This window comes from Streptomyces piniterrae, from assembly GCF_005048155.1.
In the GTDB taxonomy this organism is placed as follows: domain Bacteria; phylum Actinomycetota; class Actinomycetes; order Streptomycetales; family Streptomycetaceae; genus Streptomyces; species Streptomyces piniterrae.
Map to the genome: position 1 here is coordinate 643,000 of NZ_SUMB01000002.1, position 16,549 is coordinate 659,548.

Consider the following 16,549-nt stretch of genomic DNA (forward strand, 5'->3'; position numbering starts at 1 on the left):
TCATCCCCCTTTGAGGGCGGTTTCATGGCGCCCTTCTAGCGTCCTTACCGACGTGTTCGCGGCGCTCAAGCAGTAGGGCACGGGCGCGGGCGCTGCCTGAGCGGCCGGGCCGGCCGAACGGGCTGGCCGGCTGACGCAACAGGCTCTGGACCAGGTCTGACTGACGCCCGGTCACTGGCGCCAACCCACCGCGAGTACGTCCAACCCCACGCACTTACAGAGAGGAAGAACATGACATCCGGAAAGGCGCGTAGCACGATCGTCAGGGGCATGGTGGCAGCAGCGCTGGCGATACCGTCCCTCATGCTGGCCGCAGGCCCCGCGTCGGCCACCCCCGACGACATAGTCGCGATCGCGAACGCGAATCTCGACCATCATGCCTGCGACACCAACAGCGCGGGCGAACAGGGGTACAACTCCAGCTGCACGGGCGCAGATGGCTCGCCGGAAAACTGGTGCGCCGACTTCGCGGCATGGGTCTGGGCGCAGGCGGGCTACAACGTCTCCGGATTGACCCCGGCGGCCGGCAGCTTCGGACAGTACGGTGCAGGACTGCATCCGGACCCCCACGTCGGTGACGCGGTCGTCCTCAACTACGACGGCAACGGCTACGCCGATCACGTCGCCATCGTCACGGCGGTCAATCCCGACGGGACCATCGAGAGCATCGGCGGCAACGAGGTCACCAACGATCCTGCGACCTCCTCCGCCCACCACGATGGCCCATACAACGGCGCGGTGGGTGACAGCTCATACTGGGGCATGCCGATCAGCGGCTACGTCTCTCCGACCAACTAGCCTCAACCTTCCGTGACGGTTCGCCGGTTCGGCCAGTTCGCTGGCTCGTCCGGCGAGCCGTTTCGGCTTGGGGGTGGCCGCCGGGCGATCGCCCAGCGGAGGTCTCGCGCGATCTGGCGGCACGAGCCGCCTGCCGAGATGCCGGACTGGTTCAAGCCCGTGAGCACATGGTGCTCACAGCGTCAGAGCCGGTCGTTCAGGCCGCTGACGCCGCGTTCCAGGCCTTGCGCGCGTTGCGCGACCGCATTGCTCAAGGTCAAGACGTGCATTCGCCGGGCTACGAGGCTGACCTGTCGAGCTACGACGACAGTCTCCGCTCCTTGCGCAACGCCATCCGCGAGGACTTGCATGCGGATGCCCTGAGCTTCCGGATCCCGATGTGATCTCCGTCCAGGAACAGTTCCCACAGCAGCCCGCCCGGCACGGGTTGCTCGACTGTCGCCACGCCCGGAACAACGAGCTAGAGCTCCCGGAGAGTCAGGATCACGCAAGGCGCAGGTCGATCCAGGGGATGCTGTCGCCAGGCAGCAGGTATCGGTCGGTCTCGACGAACCCATGCTTGCGTGCGAACCGCAGACCGTCTTCGTTGGAGGACAGGACGACGGTCTCGATCACTTCGGCGCCGAGCTCCCGCGCCCGGCTGAGCCCGCGCGCATAGAGTTCCTCGCCGAATCCCTGTCCACGGTGAGCGGCGAGCACCCGGGCGATCACTGTGACCGTCAGCGTGTCGTCCGTGGGCGGGCGGACCGTGCTGCACCCGATGAGGTCGTCACCGCGATACGCGACCTCCAGGTGGTGGCGCTGTGCGCGTTCCCGTACCTCATCCAGCGAAAGGAAGTGGGTAGGGATGATCACGTTGTGGACGTGCTGCCAGTCCTTGAGGGTGGCCTCGCCGTCCGGCTGCTGGATACGAAGGTCAGACATCGCAGCAGGAGACCCGAGTTCACCTCGAACGTCAACTCTGTTGCCGCGCCGGCGGGCGCCGGTGCCGCTGGAGGCGCTCGCAGGCAGGTGACTGGGACACCCTCAGCGGCCGGCAGGTTGCCGATGTTCGATGGCTCTACTGTCTTCGCCCGCCCCGTCAGCGCGGCCAGCATGCGTCGTGCCTGCGCGGTGGGGGAGACCCGTCGTGGCGATGACCGATGCCGGCCGTCGGCCGCCGAGCTGTGCGGGGCTACCTGCTCGGTGCGGGCGCGGCCGCGGTGGAACTCCCCTCTTGTTCGGGTGGCGCTGTGGTATCCGCCTGCGGTTGCCCATCGGATGCCTCGGCGGCCCGTCTCCCCCACGCCGTTCCGATGAGAATCAGTGCCGCACCGGCATAGCCCGCCGCGCCCAACTGGTCCCCGCCCAGGGCGACACCGATCACGGCCGCCCACAGCGGTTCCGTGCCCAGCAGCAGGCTGACACGGGACGGGTTGGTGCGGCGCACGGCCCACAGTTGGACGAAGAATGCGAACAGCGTGCAGAGCAGTCCCAGATAGAGGAGATCCAGCCACTGGCCCGCCTCCAGAGCGGAGGCCACACGCAGGGGCGGGGTTCCTACACATGTGGAAAGTGCGGCGAAGCAGATGACTGCGGTGGCCAGCTGGACGAAGGTGAGAGCACCGTCGTCAGCGCTCTTGATCGAGGCGAGCCGGTGTGTGGTGAGCACATTGGCGGTCCGGGCGAGGGCTGCGAGGAGCATGAGCAGGTCGCCGACCGAGGGCGCGGTGAACCCGCCGCCCTGGGTGAGGAGGAGCACTCCCAGAACTGAGCCGGCGGCAGCCATGAGGAATGATCCGGGGGGCCGCGTGCGGCACAGCGCCGCTTCGGCCAAGGGGGTGAAGACCATCGTCAGACTGATGATGAGGCCGGCGTTCGTCGCCGAGGTGTGCACGACACCGTAGGTCTCCAGGAGGAAGACGCCGGTGAGGATCAGGCCGATGATGACTCCACCGCGCACCTCGGCCACCGTCAGCCGTCGGATGGCGCGGAGGCGAAGAAGCCCGAGTACGGCAACGGCCAGGAGGAAACGCAACAGCAGCGTGGCCATGACGGTCGACGGGGTCGTGATGCTCTTTGTGGCCAGATAGCTGGAGCCCCAGGCGATGGCGACCGCCAGCACGGGTGCGTCGGTCAGCCAGCTGCGGCGTGATGAGGGGGCAGGTGTCATGGGGTTCCCAACGATGACTGCGGTGGCGGGCCGTGCGGGGAGTGATGCCGCGCGGCCCGCCACCTGGATGATCAGCGAGCCGTGTAGGCGATCACCAGGACGTCGCGGTGCGCGGGCTCCTGGGCGTTCACCGGGTGGATCGGCGTTACGTCGTGGAATGTCGTGCGGTCATCGCCGAGGTACAGGTCCCCGGGGCTGCTCAGAGTGCCGCGGACGAGTTCGTCGCCCTCCACGGTGAATGCGGAGCTCTCCCCACCTGCCACGTTCACCCGATGGATGAGCAGTGTGGTGATGAAGGTGACCCCGTCCTGATGGCGGCCCTCCGGGGCCGGCTGCCCCATCTCGCGTCCAGCGACGATCCGGTAGGGGTGGAGCTTGATGTTCCACCTGTCCGTTCCGTCCACCGCGCGGAAGATCCTGCCGAGGTTGACCAGGATGTTCGCCAGCAGAGGGTCGTTGGTGAACTGGTCCGTGAGCGGTTCGAAGACTCGGTCGACGCCGCCGTTGAGGGGGTTGACGCGGCTCTCCTGACGATAGGGCTCGTGCGGGAGCAGCGTCAGGGATCCCTGTTGCGGGTCCAGGTCGTACTGGCCGTAGCGCCGGTAGCGGTAGGTTCCGCCATCGGCCATGTACTGGTCGCGCAGCAGGTCATCCCAGTTGCGGCCGAAGCGGGTCCAGTCCTCGGGAGTGGCGTCGAGGATGCGGGAAAGCTCGGCGGAGGGCAGTACGCACGCCCCCGTGGTGGCCAGTGCCTCGACGGTGGCTCGGGCCTCGGCGGTGAGTGTCGCTGTGTCGTTCATGGTGGTTCCTTGGAGTGTCGAGTCAGACCGTGGCGGGGGCGAACAGAGCGTGTGCCGAGGACTCCGCAGCGATGGACTGCTCCTCCCACCGCTCGCGGTCCCGGAGGTACAGGGAGCGTGGGGCCACGATGGAGCGCGTGTCAGCGCCCCCTGTGTGCAGTTCCCAGGTCACGTTCCCTGTGGTGCGCAGCGCGCAGTTGTCCATGAAGGTCTGCAGGGCAAGGCGCAGATCCCCGAACCAGCGCCCCTCCAGTGCCTCACGCACCCATACCTGCTCCAGATGCTGTTTCTCGCGCAGGAGCTCGGCGTCCAGGCACGCGGCCTCGATATGCCGATAGGTTCGCAGGAGAATCCAGGCTGCCGGCATTTCCCTGAGTTCGAGAACCTTTTCTCCGTTGTCCAGGTGTTCCAGGCCGGAATAGCGTCCGATGCCGTAAGCCCCCACACGCTGGTTGAGTTCAGCGATCAGCTCGACCAACGTCATCGGTCGCCCGTCCACCGCGACCGGGATACCGGACTCGATGCCGATGGAAATTTCACTCGGGGCCACGCCGGCCCGTACGCTGCTCCACCGGAACAAGTCGCCCGGGACGCGGTGATTTTCTGGATCGTCGAGGATTCCGGATTCGAATTCGCGGCACCAAAGATTGGAATCACCGCTCACTGAGCGGTCCTTGAGGAGGTCGACACCGGCTGCTGCGAGGGCCGCTTGTTTGTCGTCGCGGTCGACCGGTTCGAGGTCGTACGGACTTCCGTACAGCCCCGAATAGTTCAGAAGCCGCAACGCGCCGTTGAGTCGACGAAGCGTGTTCTGGGACCGGTTCGCGGTGTGGATCACGGCCTGGGCACCCAGCCTCTCGGCCAGCTCTGTGGCCCGCTGCGCGATCAGCGGGCGGCTCAGAGTGGAGCTGACGGGGTGGAGGTCCAGGTAGACCGCCTGCGCGGAGATCGCGGGGGCAACGAAGTCCCGGGCGAACTCCTCTTGGCAGTCGAGAATGTGGAGCTTCGCTCCCAGTGCTTCTGCGAGCTCGGCCTTCTGATCGCTGGTCTCGGATTCTGCCAGGTCGATGCTGACGGCGTGGATATCGGTAAAACCGTTATCCCTCAGCCACAGGAGGAGATAAGCACTGTCGAGGCCGCCACTGAACAGGGTGACGACCGGCGCATCGCGCCTGAGCTTTCGTTCCATTTCGCGAAATGAACGAATGGTGGGGGGTGTAGACACACGACACCTCTAGTGTCAGAAATCGCGGACGTCTCTCAAAATCGTGGAACCACGTCGTTGTAGCCCGCTGATGCCGAAGATCAACTCGGCAGGGTTCACCGTATCGGTGCATGATCATCACGCAAGGTGCCCTATGTCACACCATGCTTCGCCAAGGTGTAATCGCACACCGATGGCAGCGCCAACTCGCCGGAACGAAAGCAAAGTTGTCGAGTTATGGCCCACCTGTGCAGATGGTGAATGAGTGGCGGATCCTGCCCAACATTCGGACAAGTCTCCTACCTCAAGCCTGAGATGAACCTATCGATGCTGAATGGCCGCCCGCAGCCGAGTTGTTCGGATGTGCCCGATATCGCACACCGTGCTGCGTGGAAGCGCAGCGGACCGCACCGAGAGACGGGCTCAAGGCCGGCAAGCCCGCGCGGAGGGCGATCGGCGGGAAGCTGGTGGGAGTCTCGGGAAGCGGTTGGACGACCAACGGCTGTCCCGCAACTGGTATTTGAGGTTCGGTGGTACGGAGCCTCTGCGCCTCGGCCGCAGGGTCGTCGAGGCGTAGCTCGCGCGGCGAAGGTTGAAGGCTCCAACGCCGTGATCACACCAGTCACAGCGTGATCATTTCAGGGCCGGCCGGTGCTCCCTGCCGGTCATGGGGACAGCGCGGCGGACACACGCGCCAGTCGGTCGTCTGCAAGGGCGAACTCGTTGACCGGGTTCCGGAAGGAGTACCTGCCGTTGTTGATGCGGACGCCGCCCTGGACGGTGGCCCACTGCGCAGGGCCTGCCGGCCCCTGGCTTTCCAGGAGGGCGGCGGCGAGGGGCTGCGGGGCCTTCACCCCCAGGCGGGCGCTCAGTGCGGCCGCCAGACGGGAGACGGCTTGCTCGGGGACCGCGTTGTCGCCGAGCGCGGGCAGGAGGAGCAGAAGATTGGCATGGGGGTCGGCAGTGGTCCCGCCGGGTAGGGCATGGTCGGCAGCGGCGACCAGTTCTGTCCAGGACAGGCCGGGGCCCATGAAGTGCCCGTCGTCCCGGGCGATCGGATCGGCCCGGTCCCAGTTCGGGTGGTGCAGGAGGTAGTCGACGCCCGCGTCGCCCGCGACGGTGCGGTGGACGACGTGGAGACGGTGACCTGCGGCGAGCGGGATCGTGAAGGCCGGCCAGTCGCCTCGCTCCCACAACCGTCGCTGGAAGTTCCTGTGGTCGGCCCACCCGTAATCCGCGCCCCGCAGCAACCTGCCCGCGTCGCCCTGAGCGCAGGAGTAGAGGTGGCCGTGCCAGAACAGCCTCTGGTCAAGAAGTTCGAGACGCCGGGCGAAGGGGCCGTCGTGGTAGCCCGGTATCCGGTCGGGGTGTAGGTCGGCAGCGTTGGTCACGTCGGTCATCATGCCGCTCGGCTAGGCGCCCTTGTTTTCCTTGAGCTTTTGCCACACCGTGCTGAGCGCCTGAAGATCGTCCTGGTCGAGGAGATCCGTGAAGACGGGGGCGAGGCACTCGCGGCGGGTGGCGTCGGCCGCCTCGAAGAGTCGGTGGCCCTCGGGGGTGAGTGAGACCTCGACGGAGCGGGCGTCGCGGGCCGAGGGGGTGCGGGTGACCAGCCCGCGGCTCTGGAGGGCGTCGACGACGCGCGAGACCTGGCTGCGGCTGAGCATGGTGCTGTTGCCCAGGACCGAGGCCGGAACGGGGTCGGGGCTGGACGCCAGCCAGAGCAGGACCTCGAACCAGGAGACCGGGAGGTCGTGCGCCTTGCTCAGTGCGCGGTCCACGCGGTCCGTGAGGACGGTCCCGGCCCAGACCAGCCCGTAGAAGGCGTGGTCGGCCACCGGCATCTCCGCCTGTGTGAGCTTCTTCTTCGGCATGCCCCCAGTTTAGCGGTTGCGTGTACACGCACGTAATGGTTATGGTGTGTGTACACGCACTCAAATGTGCTGACACCCCCGCGCCACGAAGGGTCTCCCATGACTTCCCAGACGTCCCAGCCCCCCAAGGTCGTCCTCATCACCGGCACCTCCTCCGGCATCGGCCTCGCCGCCGCCGTTTCCGCCGCACGCGCCGGCTGGACGACGGTCGCCACGCTGCGTGACCCCAGCCGCTCCGACGCCCTGCGCAAGGCCGCCGGCGAGGCGGGCGTGGATCTCGACATCCGTCGGCTCGACGTCACCGACGAGGCCTCGATCACTTCCGCGATCGATGGTGTGCTCGCCGACTACGGACGCCTGGACGCCGTCGTCAACAACGCGGGCGCCGGACACCTCGGCACCCTGGAGAACGAGTCCGTGGCCGAGGTCCGCAAGGTCATGGAGGTCAACTTCTTCGGCGTGCTCAACGTCTCGAAGGCCGCCATGCCTCACCTGCGCGCCTCCGGCGGCCGTCTGATCACCGTCACCAGTGTCGGCGGCGTCATCGGACAGCCCTTCAACGAGGCGTACTGCGCGGCCAAGTTCGCCGTCGAGGGATACATGGAGAGCCTGGCCCCCGTGGCCGCGGCGCACGGCGTGTCCGTCTCCGTGATCGAGCCCGGCGCCGTGGCCACCGAGTTCGTCGCCAACGTCGGCGTCGACCTGGAAGCGGCCGTCGCCGGTGCCGGGGCGTACGCGCCCCAGCTGAGCGCCTACCTGAACCGCACGATCGCCCAGTTCGGCGACGGCGCGCAGACCGCCGAGGGCGCCGCCGAGTCGGTGCTCGAGGCGCTGACCGCGGACGAGCCCGCCTTCCGTCTCCAGACCTCCGACTGGGCCCGAGGCTTCGTGGGAACCAAGCTCACCGACCTGGACGGCTCCGCGGTACTCGGCATGACCAACGGCTGGGTCGCCTGACCGCACCCACCCGGCGAGGGGGCGGCACCCCGCAGATGCCGCTGAGTGGGCCGCGCCCGCCCTCCGGCTGAGGCGCTTTCGCGCGGCTCAAGAGGAGCAGGTTGCCCCTCTCGGTTGCGCGGCGGTGTAGTCCACGACGGGGACTGGCCGGGTGTGTATTCCCGGATTCAGTGATCGGATAGTTCGACAGAAACGGCCTGGTCTTCCTGGTCCCCGTTGTCGTCCGAGTCCTCCCAGTCCTCGCACTCCTCTCGTATTTCTTCCAACAGGCCTTCCCAGAGGGCTGATTCGTCCGGGTCCTGACCCAGCTGCTCCAGCAGGGTGGTGAACTCGTCCAGCGCGGTCAGGGCAGCCGCTGCGGACGACGCGTCAGCGACGTCGAATCGATGCTCGTAGAGGGTGAACAGCCCGAGCGCCCCGATGAACTTCCGCAGCGACGGGGCCGCGTACCCGCCGTAGCCCGCCGCGTGGTCCCAGCCGTCGGGGTTGTAGATCTCGACCGCACCGGTGTCGCCGTCCACCATCAGGTGCAGTTGGCTGACCTTGCCTATGCAGTAGGAGTAGCGGGTTGGAGGGGAGTGGTCGTCCGGGTAGCGTTCGCCGAACAGCTCGTCCGGGTCCTCTTCCCACATGCCCCGCTCGGGCAGATCGGCTGAGTCGTAGTCGATGGCGGAGAGGCGCACCGCGGGGATCCCCGTCTCGGTCAGGAACTCGCGGGTTTCCTTGTCCTCCAACCGGGCAGGCAGATCGGCCTGGTCGGGACGCCACAACGTCCTCGGCCCGAAACAGGACTCCAGCCACTCGACGGTGGGGCTTTGGGCGGCGGCCAGCAGGTCAGACATACTCGGTGACACTCCCCGATGAGGACGGCAATAGGTCCATTCAACCGTGAGGCACTGACAATCCGGCTGTCGGCCGAGCCGTCGGGCGGGGGCAGCGCTGCTGCACGGTGCGGGAGAAGAGGGTGGCGTCGGGCCCGGTCCACGGTGTCGACGGCCGTCGCACATGCGCCGGCCGTCGCCCGTAGAGCGGTACCCCGGAGGCAGGGTCAGGCCACGCGGGGCGCGAAGTCGCCAACACGAGGCACGGGGAAGGCTAAAGCCCCCGGCCGCCCCATGTCCGGGTGTGACGGAATCATCTGTCCATGGTGATGGAAGCTCGCCGTCCCGAGGTCACTCTCATGGCAGAGTGATTCGCATGCCCATAACGACGCATCAAAGACGAAGACACATTGCCGCTGCCCTTCTCCTGAGCGCTGCAATACCTCTGACTGCGTGCGGTCAGCAGCGTGTTGCTGCCGACGCGCCAAGCGCATCAACCAGTGCCACGCCCGGTTCCGACCCCAGTGGCAACCCCAGTCCCTCCGAACCCGGGGCCTCCCCGTATGTCGAACCCGGAGCCCACGACGGAGCTCCGCACTACAACGAGAACAGCGCCGGCCGCCAACCCCGCGAAATGTCTCCGGCCAGCGAGAAAGACGCCCGACGGGAAGCCAACCGCATCGAACCCGCACTCAAACGCCTTTGGAAACAGGGGAAGTGGGATCCCAAGAGCGTCCGCTCGGCGATGCTCGGGCTCGGGTACAAGGAACAGCGGACCGGCCCCAAAGGTGAGCAGCGCGGCGGGCAACTGGAAGTGCGGGGTATGGAACGCCGCTTCGAGGGGGACCACTACGTCACCCACGAAGGCGCCCGGATCGGCCTCCGCGTACACAAAGACGCCTGCGTCACCGCATTCGTCCAGAAGACCAACTACCAGGTGCAGGTGAACGGTCCCTACCTGGAAACCGGCTGCTTCGCACCACCCTTCGCCCACTGACGAAAAGCCCTTGGTCCCGGTGGGCGGCAGGCCGGCCTGAAACACATGCCAAGCAGGGCGCTTGGAATGCTGGTTGACCGCCGGCATTCCGGGGCGGACGGCGGTCCATCGCTGTTCCTCGAAGGAGCAGGGCGAGATGCGGCGACAGGAGACGGGCGGGCATGGGTGACCCCTCGATCACATGAGTTTCGACAACTCGCAGGATTGGGGAATCCATGCCCGCCCACGAAAAGACGTCCTGCGCTATGACTTTGCCGGAGCACTGACGACTCTGTCGGGGCCCTGGAAGGCACGTCGGGAGATCCGCCACAGCTGGCCGGCATCGGGGGAGGGGCGACGGGGGCCGTGGGTCAGGAAACGGGATGACGTCCGGATCGGGTTCGGGTCGGGTGCGGATCAGGTGCCGCCAGCAGTCCGCGCCGGCCGCCACCCCTGGGGCAGGGCGATGAGGGATCCGCGCCGTGAGGGGCTGCGAACCGGGTGGGAATTCCCGCGGCCTTCCGGCTATCGGGCGGGCCGGGACGGAGTGGAACCGGAGCGCGGGCCGTAAGCGGTGAGGAAGCGGTCGCGGAAGGTGTCCATGCGCCAGACCGGCGCCTTCGGGCCGGGCTTCAGGCCGGGCGTCCACTGCCAGTCGGAAATGCGCTTGAGCACCGCCGGGTCATGGGCGACGAGCGTGACCGGGACGTCACGGCTCGCGTGGTCGCCGGAGACCTTTGCGACGGGCTGGTGGTCGCCGAGGAAGACGAGGACGGTGTTCTTGGTGCCGTACTTCTGCAAGTACGAGATGAGGCTGTGCAGCGAGTACTGGATGGACTTGCCGTACTCGGTGCGCACTTGGTCGGTGCGCTTCCAGACGTCCACGGGGTTCTTGCCCGCCTCCTTGATGTCGTTGTAGACGGAGCCGTCACCGATCTCGTCCCAGCCGATCGTCTTGGGGAGGGGCGCCCAGGGGTTGTGGCTGGAGGTGAGGATGACGAACGACATCAGCGGCTTCGATTGTTGCTCGGCCCGCTGCTCGGCCTGTTGCGTAGCCCGCTGCTTGCCCCGGGTCCTGCCGTGTTCCAGGCGCTCGAAGGCCGACAGGGCGTACTGATCGGGCATCGTCGACCAGCTGAATTTCGGGCCCTTGTAGCCGAGGTCCCGGGAGCCGTAGACGTGGTCGAGGCCGTAGAAGGAAGCCTCCGGCCAGCCCTTGGTGAGACCCGGCATGATGCCGACGGTTCGCCAGGCGCCGGTGCGTTTGAAGGCGCTGGTGAGGGTCAGGTGGTCGCCGGCGGTGAGGGTGCGGTAGCGCTGTTGGTTGTCGATCCACAGGCCCGACATGAACGTGGAGTGGCCCAGCCAGCTGCCACCCCCGTAGGTCGCCGAGGTGAGCCAGCCGCTCCGTGCGGAGTACCCGGCCGCGCGCAGCTGTTTGGTTCCGTCCGCGAGGGCTGCGTCGACTCCCGGTGCCATCAACGGGTCCTCGATGGCGCTGCGTCCGTAACTCTCTATGAACGTGAAGATGACGTCCTTGCCGCGCAGCCCGGTCAGCAACTGGTCGCCCGGGGTGTCGCGGAACGCGTCGGCGGCGGCCTCTTTCGCGAACGCCTGCTCGTCCTCCAGGCTCGCCCGCACCTGCTGCGCACGGTTCTGTACGAGCCCGGCCGCGCTCTCTGCGGCTATCGGCACACCGGCCACCTGCACGCCGAGCGCCGTGCAGACGACCCAGACGGTCCCGAGCCCCAGGGTGGTACGGGTCGCGGTGGCGCTGTGCCGGGCCATGAGATTGGTGAGCCGGACGGCCGCCAGCGTCATGAGGACGAGCAGGGCGAGAACGAGGGCCAGGGCTCCGATCGCGACACCGATCGCCTTCGTCCGGCCGATCGAGTCCTGGAGAAACGATTCGCCATCGTCGAGCAGAACCCAGTCGAATACCGGGTTGAACCCTCGGCCGAGAGTCTCGTTGAAGCCGATGTCGAGGAGGTTCAGCACGGTCAGCAGGCCGAGGCCGGCCCCGGCGAATACGGACGCCACCCGCCTCGCCTTCGGTGGAAGGGCGAGCAGCAGAGCGGCACCGAAGATGCCCTCCACCGGGATCCGCACGAACTGACTGGGCGTCAGGAGGATGAGTTGGTTCGGCAGGAGGAGGGCGAGGAGGACCAGGGCGATGGAGAGGGCTGTGGTGGCGTGTGCGAGGGCCCGCGCGGTGGCCGGGTGACGGTCGCGCCAGGTGGGCCTGCGGCCGTCGGTGGCGTCGTTACCCGCGGAGGTGGCGTCCGGGGTGCGCTCCGGAGGGCCGTCCGGCAGCAGGCCCGCGTCCGATATCGGCCCTTCGGCTGTGGCCGCCTCGTCAGCCGTAGCCGCTGCGTCCGCATTCGGCTGCTGATGAGAGCGCGTGGAGAGTGACAACGCGAGGGTCCTTCCGTGCGGGGCGCGGTGGTGGCACGGCAGACCAGACCCGCGAGACCGGGCCGCCGCTCCTATCTGTACGGCTGGGCGGCGGATTTGGTTCAATCACCGGTCCTGAGACGGGGCGGCGGTCCGACCGTCGTCACTGTCCGGTGTCGAGTGGGGGTTGCCATCACGTCCATTCATCCTGAAGGGGCCGCATTGCGCAGGTCCAAGCGGGATATCTGGAGGCGGATTTTCTCAGAGGTCCGAGACGACATTGAGGTGCACAGGACGGCCAGGGCGGGGGATCTCGGCAGCCGGCCAACAGCGCCGCCAGGACTGGCAGTTCGTCAACGAAACCAGGTTCAGGTCACCCGTTGCCACATGCCGGCCCGTGCATGGTCGGGCTCCTCAGGAGGGAAGGGAGAGCGGCATGAGCAACATCGACAGCACTCCGGCAGTGTCCACTCTGCTGGATGTCACCGACCGCATCTGTGTGACGCCCCCCTACTTCGCGCTCACTGAAGTACGGCAGTCCGCCCCGGGCGAGGTCACCGCGGTCGTCCCCGTTGAAGTCGGCCCCGGCAGCCAAGCGGCCGTCATCGGGGGCGCCGAGTCCGGTCGGCACCTGGCCATCCTGGGCCTGTGCGCCGCCGCCACCCTCAAGGAAACCCCGGGACGGCATTACTATCTCGCCCGTACCGCACGCGGTACCTGGATCGCTCCCGCGACCACCGCGACCTCCACCCCACCGACCGTTCTTCACAACCACGCGCGAGCCACGTTCACCAACCCGCGCCGCGCCTCCGCCCACACCCGCCTGGGCGCCCCCGACGGCACCGCCGTCGTGCAGGTGTCGTTGCCCAGGGCACTTCGACGGCTACCCGGGTCTGCCCGTCGCCCTCACGGCCACCGCGATGACCACCCTCACCGGGCGGCTCGTCACCCGCCACCATCCCGCCGCCCGCTGGTACCTGGCCGCCTGCCACATCGAAGCGCAGCAGATCCCTTGGGCCGGCCAGGCCCTGACCGTCACTGTCACCCACGCCCCTGGTGACCTCACCGGGGAGGCCATTCTCTGCACCGCGCGGTCCGGCAGCCAGACAATCACCACCATGACGATGGATATCGAAGTTCTCCACGACGCTTCTTAGGCACTTAGGCACTTAGGTACTTAGGCACTTGTCGGTTGCCCGTCGGCGGGACGGGCGGTGCCCACCGGGGCTGGGGTGGGGACGCACCCCAGCCGGCATTCCTCCCTCACACGCCGCTGCTCGTTCAGGTCTGCTGTTCGCTGATGTTGACCAGCCAGGTGATGCCGAAGCGGTCCGTACACATGCCGAAGACGTCGCCCCACATCTGCTTGTCCAGCGGGACCGAGACCGTGCCGTCGCCGGAGAGCTTGTTCCAGTAGCCGCGCAGTTCGTCGGCGTCGTCCCCGCTCAGGCTGACGGAGATGTTGTTCCCGGGCTTGTGCTCCATCCCTGGCGGGACGTCGGCGCCCATGAGGGTGAATCCGCTGTCGGTTTCGAGCATGCTGTGCATGATCTTGTCGGCGGCGTCTCCGGCCTCCTTCCCGCCGAAGTCACCGTAGGTGTGCACGCTCAGGGTGCCGCCGAAGATCCCCTTGTAGAACTCCATCGCCTGCCGTGCACTGCCGTCGAAGCTGATGTACGGGTTGAGCCGAGAAGGCATGAAAGTTCCCCTTCATGGTGAGATGCCGTTTTCTGGCACATTAGGCGATGCGCTGCCGGTGACCGGGGCGACTCCCCGGCAGTCGGACGCCGTGCACCGCGGACCACCGCGCCCGTCAGGCGCGCCGCGCGTAGGCGCGTACGTCCGCGTCCGAGTCGTCGGTGACCGCGGCGAGCGCCTCGGCGACGGAGGGATCCGTGTGCGCGTGGGGGAGGAGGGAGAGTACGGCCGCCCTGCGGACGTCGGCGTGGGGATCGGACAGGGCGCGCCGCAGGGCGGGTACGGCGCGTTCCGGCGCGGCCGCCGAAAGGGCGGTGGCGGCGGCTTTGCGGACTTGCCAGAGCGGGTCGCCGAGGCCGTCGACGGCAACGTCGTCGTACGGGCGCGGGCAGCCGGCCGGGGCGAGGGCGGCCAGGGCGGCGGCCCGTACCAGCGGGTCCGAGTCGGCGAGCAGTGGCGCGAGTGCCGAAGCAGCGCCCACCGAGCCGAGGGCCTCGGCGACCGCCACCCGTACCTCGCGTGCCGGGTCGCCGATGGCGTGCTCCAGGGCGTCGGCGGCCCCGATCGAGGTGAGCGCCCGCACCGCCTGCAGCCGCACCGCCGTGTCGGGGTCGTCCAGCGCCGGGCCGTAGCTCTCGGCCCCGCCCAGGCGCAGCACCCGCAGCACCTCCAGGGCGACCGCGCGGGACAACGGGTCCGGCAGGGTGAGGCCGGACAGCAGCGGGGTGCGCAGGGCCTCGCCGGCGGGCAGCACCTCCACCAACTCCCGCAGTGACGCGGCGGCGGAGGCCCGTACGGAGCTGTCGTCGTCGGCGAGGAGCCCGGCCAGTGCGGGACCGGCGCCCGGTGGTGCGCTCTCGGTCAGCGCGGCGATGGCGGCGCGGCGGACCGAGGGGTCGGGATCGGCGAGGTAGGGGTGCAGCGTGTCGAGACGGGGTTGTTCCTCGGCGAGAGCGAGGACTTGGAGGAGGCGGGGTGAGGCGTCGGCACCCGCCGACGGTGTCGCAGCCGAGGGGTCCGCGTTCCCGGTCGCTTCGGTCGCTTCGGTCGTTTCGGACGCCCCGGAGGCTGCCGCCGGAGCCGGTTCCGTGCCGCCCGCCGTGGCCACCTGCTCGGGTGCCACCTCGCCGATCAGCTGCGACGGGCCGCCGCGCGGGTCGAACCCCTCGACCGGCACCAGATAGGGCGCCACCGGTCGCTGTGTGAACTCCATTGCCCCGGAAGGCGACTTGCGCAGATCGAGGTGGTGCAGCCAGCGGGCGTCGTCCCGGTCCGGGTGGTCGGTGCGCTCGTGGTACAGCCCCCAGCGGGACTCCGTACGGGCGAGGGAGGCGCGGGCGGCCATCTCCGCGCAGTCGCGGATGAAGGTCACCTCGGCGCAGCGCATCAGCTCGTGCGGGGTATGGGCCCCCATGCCCGCGATCTCCCGCTCCATCCGTGTGAAGGCCTCGACGGCGAGGGACAGCCGGGCGCCGCTCTTGGGCGGGGCGACGTAGTCGTTGACGAAGCGCCGCAGCTTGTACTCGACCTGCGGCTGGGGCGGCCCGTCGGGATTGCGGAGGGGACGGTAGATGAGTTCGTGGGCCTCGGCCAGCTGGTCCTGCGGGAGTTCGCCCGTGTAGCGCTCAAGGGTGGCGGCGTCCGCGCCCGCCAGGTCGCCGAAGACGAAGGCGCCGATCATGTAGTTGTGCGGTACGCAGGCCAGATCGCCCGCCGCGTACAGCCCCGGCACGGTCGTACGCGCCTGGTCGTCGACTCTCACGCCCGATGCCGAGTGGCCGCCGCACAGGCCGATTTCGGAGATGTGCATCTCCACGTCGTGGGTGCGGTAGTCGTGCCCGCGGCCCGTATGGAAGGTGCCGCGGGTGGGGCGTTCGGTGGTGTGCAGGATCGACTCCAGCGCGGAGACGGTCTCCTCGGGCAGGTGGCTGACCTTCAGGTAGACCGGGCCGCGTTCGGAGGCGGTTTCGGCCGCGAACTCGGCCATCATCTGGCCCGACCAGTAGTCGGAGTCGACGAACCGCTCACCGAGCCGGTTGACCTGGTAGCCGCCGAAGGGGTTGGCGACATAGGCGCAGGCCGGGCCGTTGTAGTCCTTGATGAGCGGGTTGATCTGGAAACACTCGATGCCGGTCAGTTCCGCGCCCGCGTGGTAGGCCATCGCATAGCCGTCACCGGCGTTGGTGGGGTTCTCGTAGGTGCCGTAGAGATAGCCGCTGGCGGGCAGGCCGAGCCGGCCGCAGGGCCCGGTCGCCAGAATCACCGCCCCGGCCCGCACGGTGACGAAGCGGCCGGTGCGGGTGTGGAAGCCGGCCGCACCCACCGCCCGCCCTCCGGAGGTGAGTACCCGGACCGGCATCACCCGGTTCTCGATCCTGATCCGCTCCCGCATCTCCCGCCGCCGCAGCTGCCGGTAGAGCACCTTCTTGACGTCCTTGCCCTCCGGCATGGGCAGCACATACGAGCCGGAGCGGTGGACCTGGCGGACCGCGTACTCGCCGTACTCGTCCTTCTCGAACTTCACGCCGTACGACTCAAGTCGCCGCACCATGTCATGACCGCGGGTCGCGGTCTGGCGGACGGTGGACTGGTCGACGATGCCGTCGTTGGCACGGGTGATCTCGGCGACATAGTCGTCGGGCTCGGCGCGGCCGGGGATGACCGCGTTGTTGACGCCGTCCATGCCCATCGCGAGTGCGCCGGAGTGGCGAACGTGGGCCTTCTCCAGGAGGAGGACGTTCGCGCCGTGCTCGGCGGCGGTCAGCGCGGCCATGGTGCCTGCGGTGCCGCCGCCGATGACGAGGACGTCGCAGCTGATCTCCTCGGCGTCGGTGAGCGCGGGGATCTCCAGGGGCGTGTTCACGGGGGTGGTCAC

15 protein-coding genes are annotated in these 16,549 nt (G+C 68.2%); 5 read left to right on the forward strand and 10 right to left on the reverse strand.

All coding sequences use genetic code 11. The features are described 5' to 3' along the window. Window positions 1-270: 270 nt before the first annotated feature. Both FCH28_RS07180 and FCH28_RS07185 read left to right on the forward strand, forming a co-directional pair. Window positions 271-798: a CHAP domain-containing protein gene (locus FCH28_RS07180; protein WP_246102493.1), complete on the forward strand. Its 528-nt coding sequence runs from the start codon at window positions 271-273 to the stop codon at window positions 796-798. Between the two features lie 167 nt (window positions 799-965). Then, window positions 966-1,181, forward strand: coding sequence for a hypothetical protein (locus tag FCH28_RS07185; RefSeq protein ID WP_136738835.1), 216 nt, complete (start codon window positions 966-968; stop codon window positions 1,179-1,181). A gap of 100 nt (window positions 1,182-1,281) precedes the next feature. Here FCH28_RS07185 and FCH28_RS07190 read toward each other — a convergent pair whose 3' ends face one another. From FCH28_RS07190 to FCH28_RS07215, 6 genes are all read right to left on the reverse strand, one after another. Further along, window positions 1,282-1,722 (reverse strand): GNAT family N-acetyltransferase, encoded by a 441-nt coding sequence (locus FCH28_RS07190; RefSeq protein ID WP_136738836.1) that lies wholly within the window; start codon window positions 1,720-1,722, stop codon window positions 1,282-1,284. Between the two features lie 250 nt (window positions 1,723-1,972). Then, the gene (locus FCH28_RS07195) at window positions 1,973-2,950 is read right to left on the reverse strand and encodes a DMT family transporter (RefSeq protein WP_136738837.1); all 978 of its coding nucleotides are present in this window, start codon (window positions 2,948-2,950) and stop codon (window positions 1,973-1,975) included. Window positions 2,951-3,021: 71 nt separating this feature from the next. Continuing rightward, the gene (locus FCH28_RS07200; RefSeq protein WP_136738838.1) at window positions 3,022-3,750 is read right to left on the reverse strand and encodes a 2OG-Fe dioxygenase family protein; all 729 of its coding nucleotides are present in this window, start codon (window positions 3,748-3,750) and stop codon (window positions 3,022-3,024) included. Between the two features lie 22 nt (window positions 3,751-3,772). Further along, on the reverse strand, window positions 3,773-4,975 hold the full coding sequence (locus FCH28_RS07205; protein ID WP_281289683.1) for an argininosuccinate synthase-related protein: 1,203 nt from the start codon (window positions 4,973-4,975) through the stop codon (window positions 3,773-3,775). Between the two features lie 644 nt (window positions 4,976-5,619). Continuing rightward, complete coding sequence (locus FCH28_RS07210; RefSeq protein ID WP_222852393.1) at window positions 5,620-6,345, reverse strand: hypothetical protein; 726 nt, start codon at window positions 6,343-6,345, stop codon at window positions 5,620-5,622. Between the two features lie 21 nt (window positions 6,346-6,366). After that, window positions 6,367-6,828: a MarR family winged helix-turn-helix transcriptional regulator gene (locus FCH28_RS07215; RefSeq protein ID WP_136738841.1), complete on the reverse strand. Its 462-nt coding sequence runs from the start codon at window positions 6,826-6,828 to the stop codon at window positions 6,367-6,369. 99 nt (window positions 6,829-6,927) lie between these two features. Between FCH28_RS07215 and FCH28_RS07220 the strand changes: the two genes are divergently transcribed. After that, the gene (locus tag FCH28_RS07220; RefSeq protein WP_136738842.1) at window positions 6,928-7,785 is read left to right on the forward strand and encodes an SDR family oxidoreductase; all 858 of its coding nucleotides are present in this window, start codon (window positions 6,928-6,930) and stop codon (window positions 7,783-7,785) included. 167 nt (window positions 7,786-7,952) lie between these two features. On the opposite strand, the gene FCH28_RS07225 is transcribed toward FCH28_RS07220, so the two are convergent. Then, window positions 7,953-8,627, reverse strand: coding sequence for an SUKH-4 family immunity protein (locus FCH28_RS07225; RefSeq protein ID WP_169314077.1), 675 nt, complete (start codon window positions 8,625-8,627; stop codon window positions 7,953-7,955). Window positions 8,628-9,240: 613 nt separating this feature from the next. Here FCH28_RS07225 and FCH28_RS39045 point away from each other — a divergent pair. After that, window positions 9,241-9,603, forward strand: a complete 363-nt coding sequence (locus FCH28_RS39045; protein WP_246102495.1) for a hypothetical protein — start codon at window positions 9,241-9,243, stop codon at window positions 9,601-9,603. Window positions 9,604-10,107: 504 nt separating this feature from the next. On the opposite strand, the gene FCH28_RS07235 is transcribed toward FCH28_RS39045, so the two are convergent. Then, complete coding sequence (locus FCH28_RS07235) at window positions 10,108-11,997, reverse strand: sulfatase-like hydrolase/transferase (RefSeq protein WP_246102497.1); 1,890 nt, start codon at window positions 11,995-11,997, stop codon at window positions 10,108-10,110. An 899-nt stretch (window positions 11,998-12,896) separates the two neighbouring features. Between FCH28_RS07235 and FCH28_RS07240 the strand changes: the two genes are divergently transcribed. Continuing rightward, complete coding sequence (locus tag FCH28_RS07240) at window positions 12,897-13,133, forward strand: hypothetical protein (protein ID WP_136738845.1); 237 nt, start codon at window positions 12,897-12,899, stop codon at window positions 13,131-13,133. A 124-nt stretch (window positions 13,134-13,257) separates the two neighbouring features. Here the strand turns inward: FCH28_RS07240 and FCH28_RS07245 are convergent, their stop codons facing one another. Then, a complete protein-coding gene (locus FCH28_RS07245; RefSeq protein ID WP_136738846.1) occupies window positions 13,258-13,674 on the reverse strand; it encodes a VOC family protein in 417 nt (138 codons plus the stop codon). A 115-nt stretch (window positions 13,675-13,789) separates the two neighbouring features. Further along, window positions 13,790-16,549 (reverse strand): fumarate reductase/succinate dehydrogenase flavoprotein subunit, encoded by a 2,760-nt coding sequence (locus tag FCH28_RS07250; RefSeq protein ID WP_187363773.1) that lies wholly within the window; start codon window positions 16,547-16,549, stop codon window positions 13,790-13,792.

Coding starts and splice junctions, on each gene's coding strand:
- FCH28_RS07180 (WP_246102493.1), top strand. CDS start 271: ATGGTGGCAGCAGCGCTGGCGATACCGTCCCTCATGCTGGCCGCAGGC.
- FCH28_RS07185 (WP_136738835.1), top strand. CDS start 966: ATGGTGCTCACAGCGTCAGAGCCGGTCGTTCAGGCCGCTGACGCCGCG.
- FCH28_RS07190 (WP_136738836.1), bottom strand. CDS start 1,722: ATGTCTGACCTTCGTATCCAGCAGCCGGACGGCGAGGCCACCCTCAAG.
- FCH28_RS07195 (WP_136738837.1), bottom strand. CDS start 2,950: ATGACACCTGCCCCCTCATCACGCCGCAGCTGGCTGACCGACGCACCC.
- FCH28_RS07200 (WP_136738838.1), bottom strand. CDS start 3,750: ATGAACGACACAGCGACACTCACCGCCGAGGCCCGAGCCACCGTCGAG.
- FCH28_RS07215 (WP_136738841.1), bottom strand. CDS start 6,828: ATGCCGAAGAAGAAGCTCACACAGGCGGAGATGCCGGTGGCCGACCAC.
- FCH28_RS07220 (WP_136738842.1), top strand. CDS start 6,928: ATGACTTCCCAGACGTCCCAGCCCCCCAAGGTCGTCCTCATCACCGGC.
- FCH28_RS07225 (WP_169314077.1), bottom strand. CDS start 8,627: ATGTCTGACCTGCTGGCCGCCGCCCAAAGCCCCACCGTCGAGTGGCTG.
- FCH28_RS39045 (WP_246102495.1), top strand. CDS start 9,241: ATGTCTCCGGCCAGCGAGAAAGACGCCCGACGGGAAGCCAACCGCATC.
- FCH28_RS07240 (WP_136738845.1), top strand. CDS start 12,897: ATGACCACCCTCACCGGGCGGCTCGTCACCCGCCACCATCCCGCCGCC.
- FCH28_RS07245 (WP_136738846.1), bottom strand. CDS start 13,674: ATGCCTTCTCGGCTCAACCCGTACATCAGCTTCGACGGCAGTGCACGG.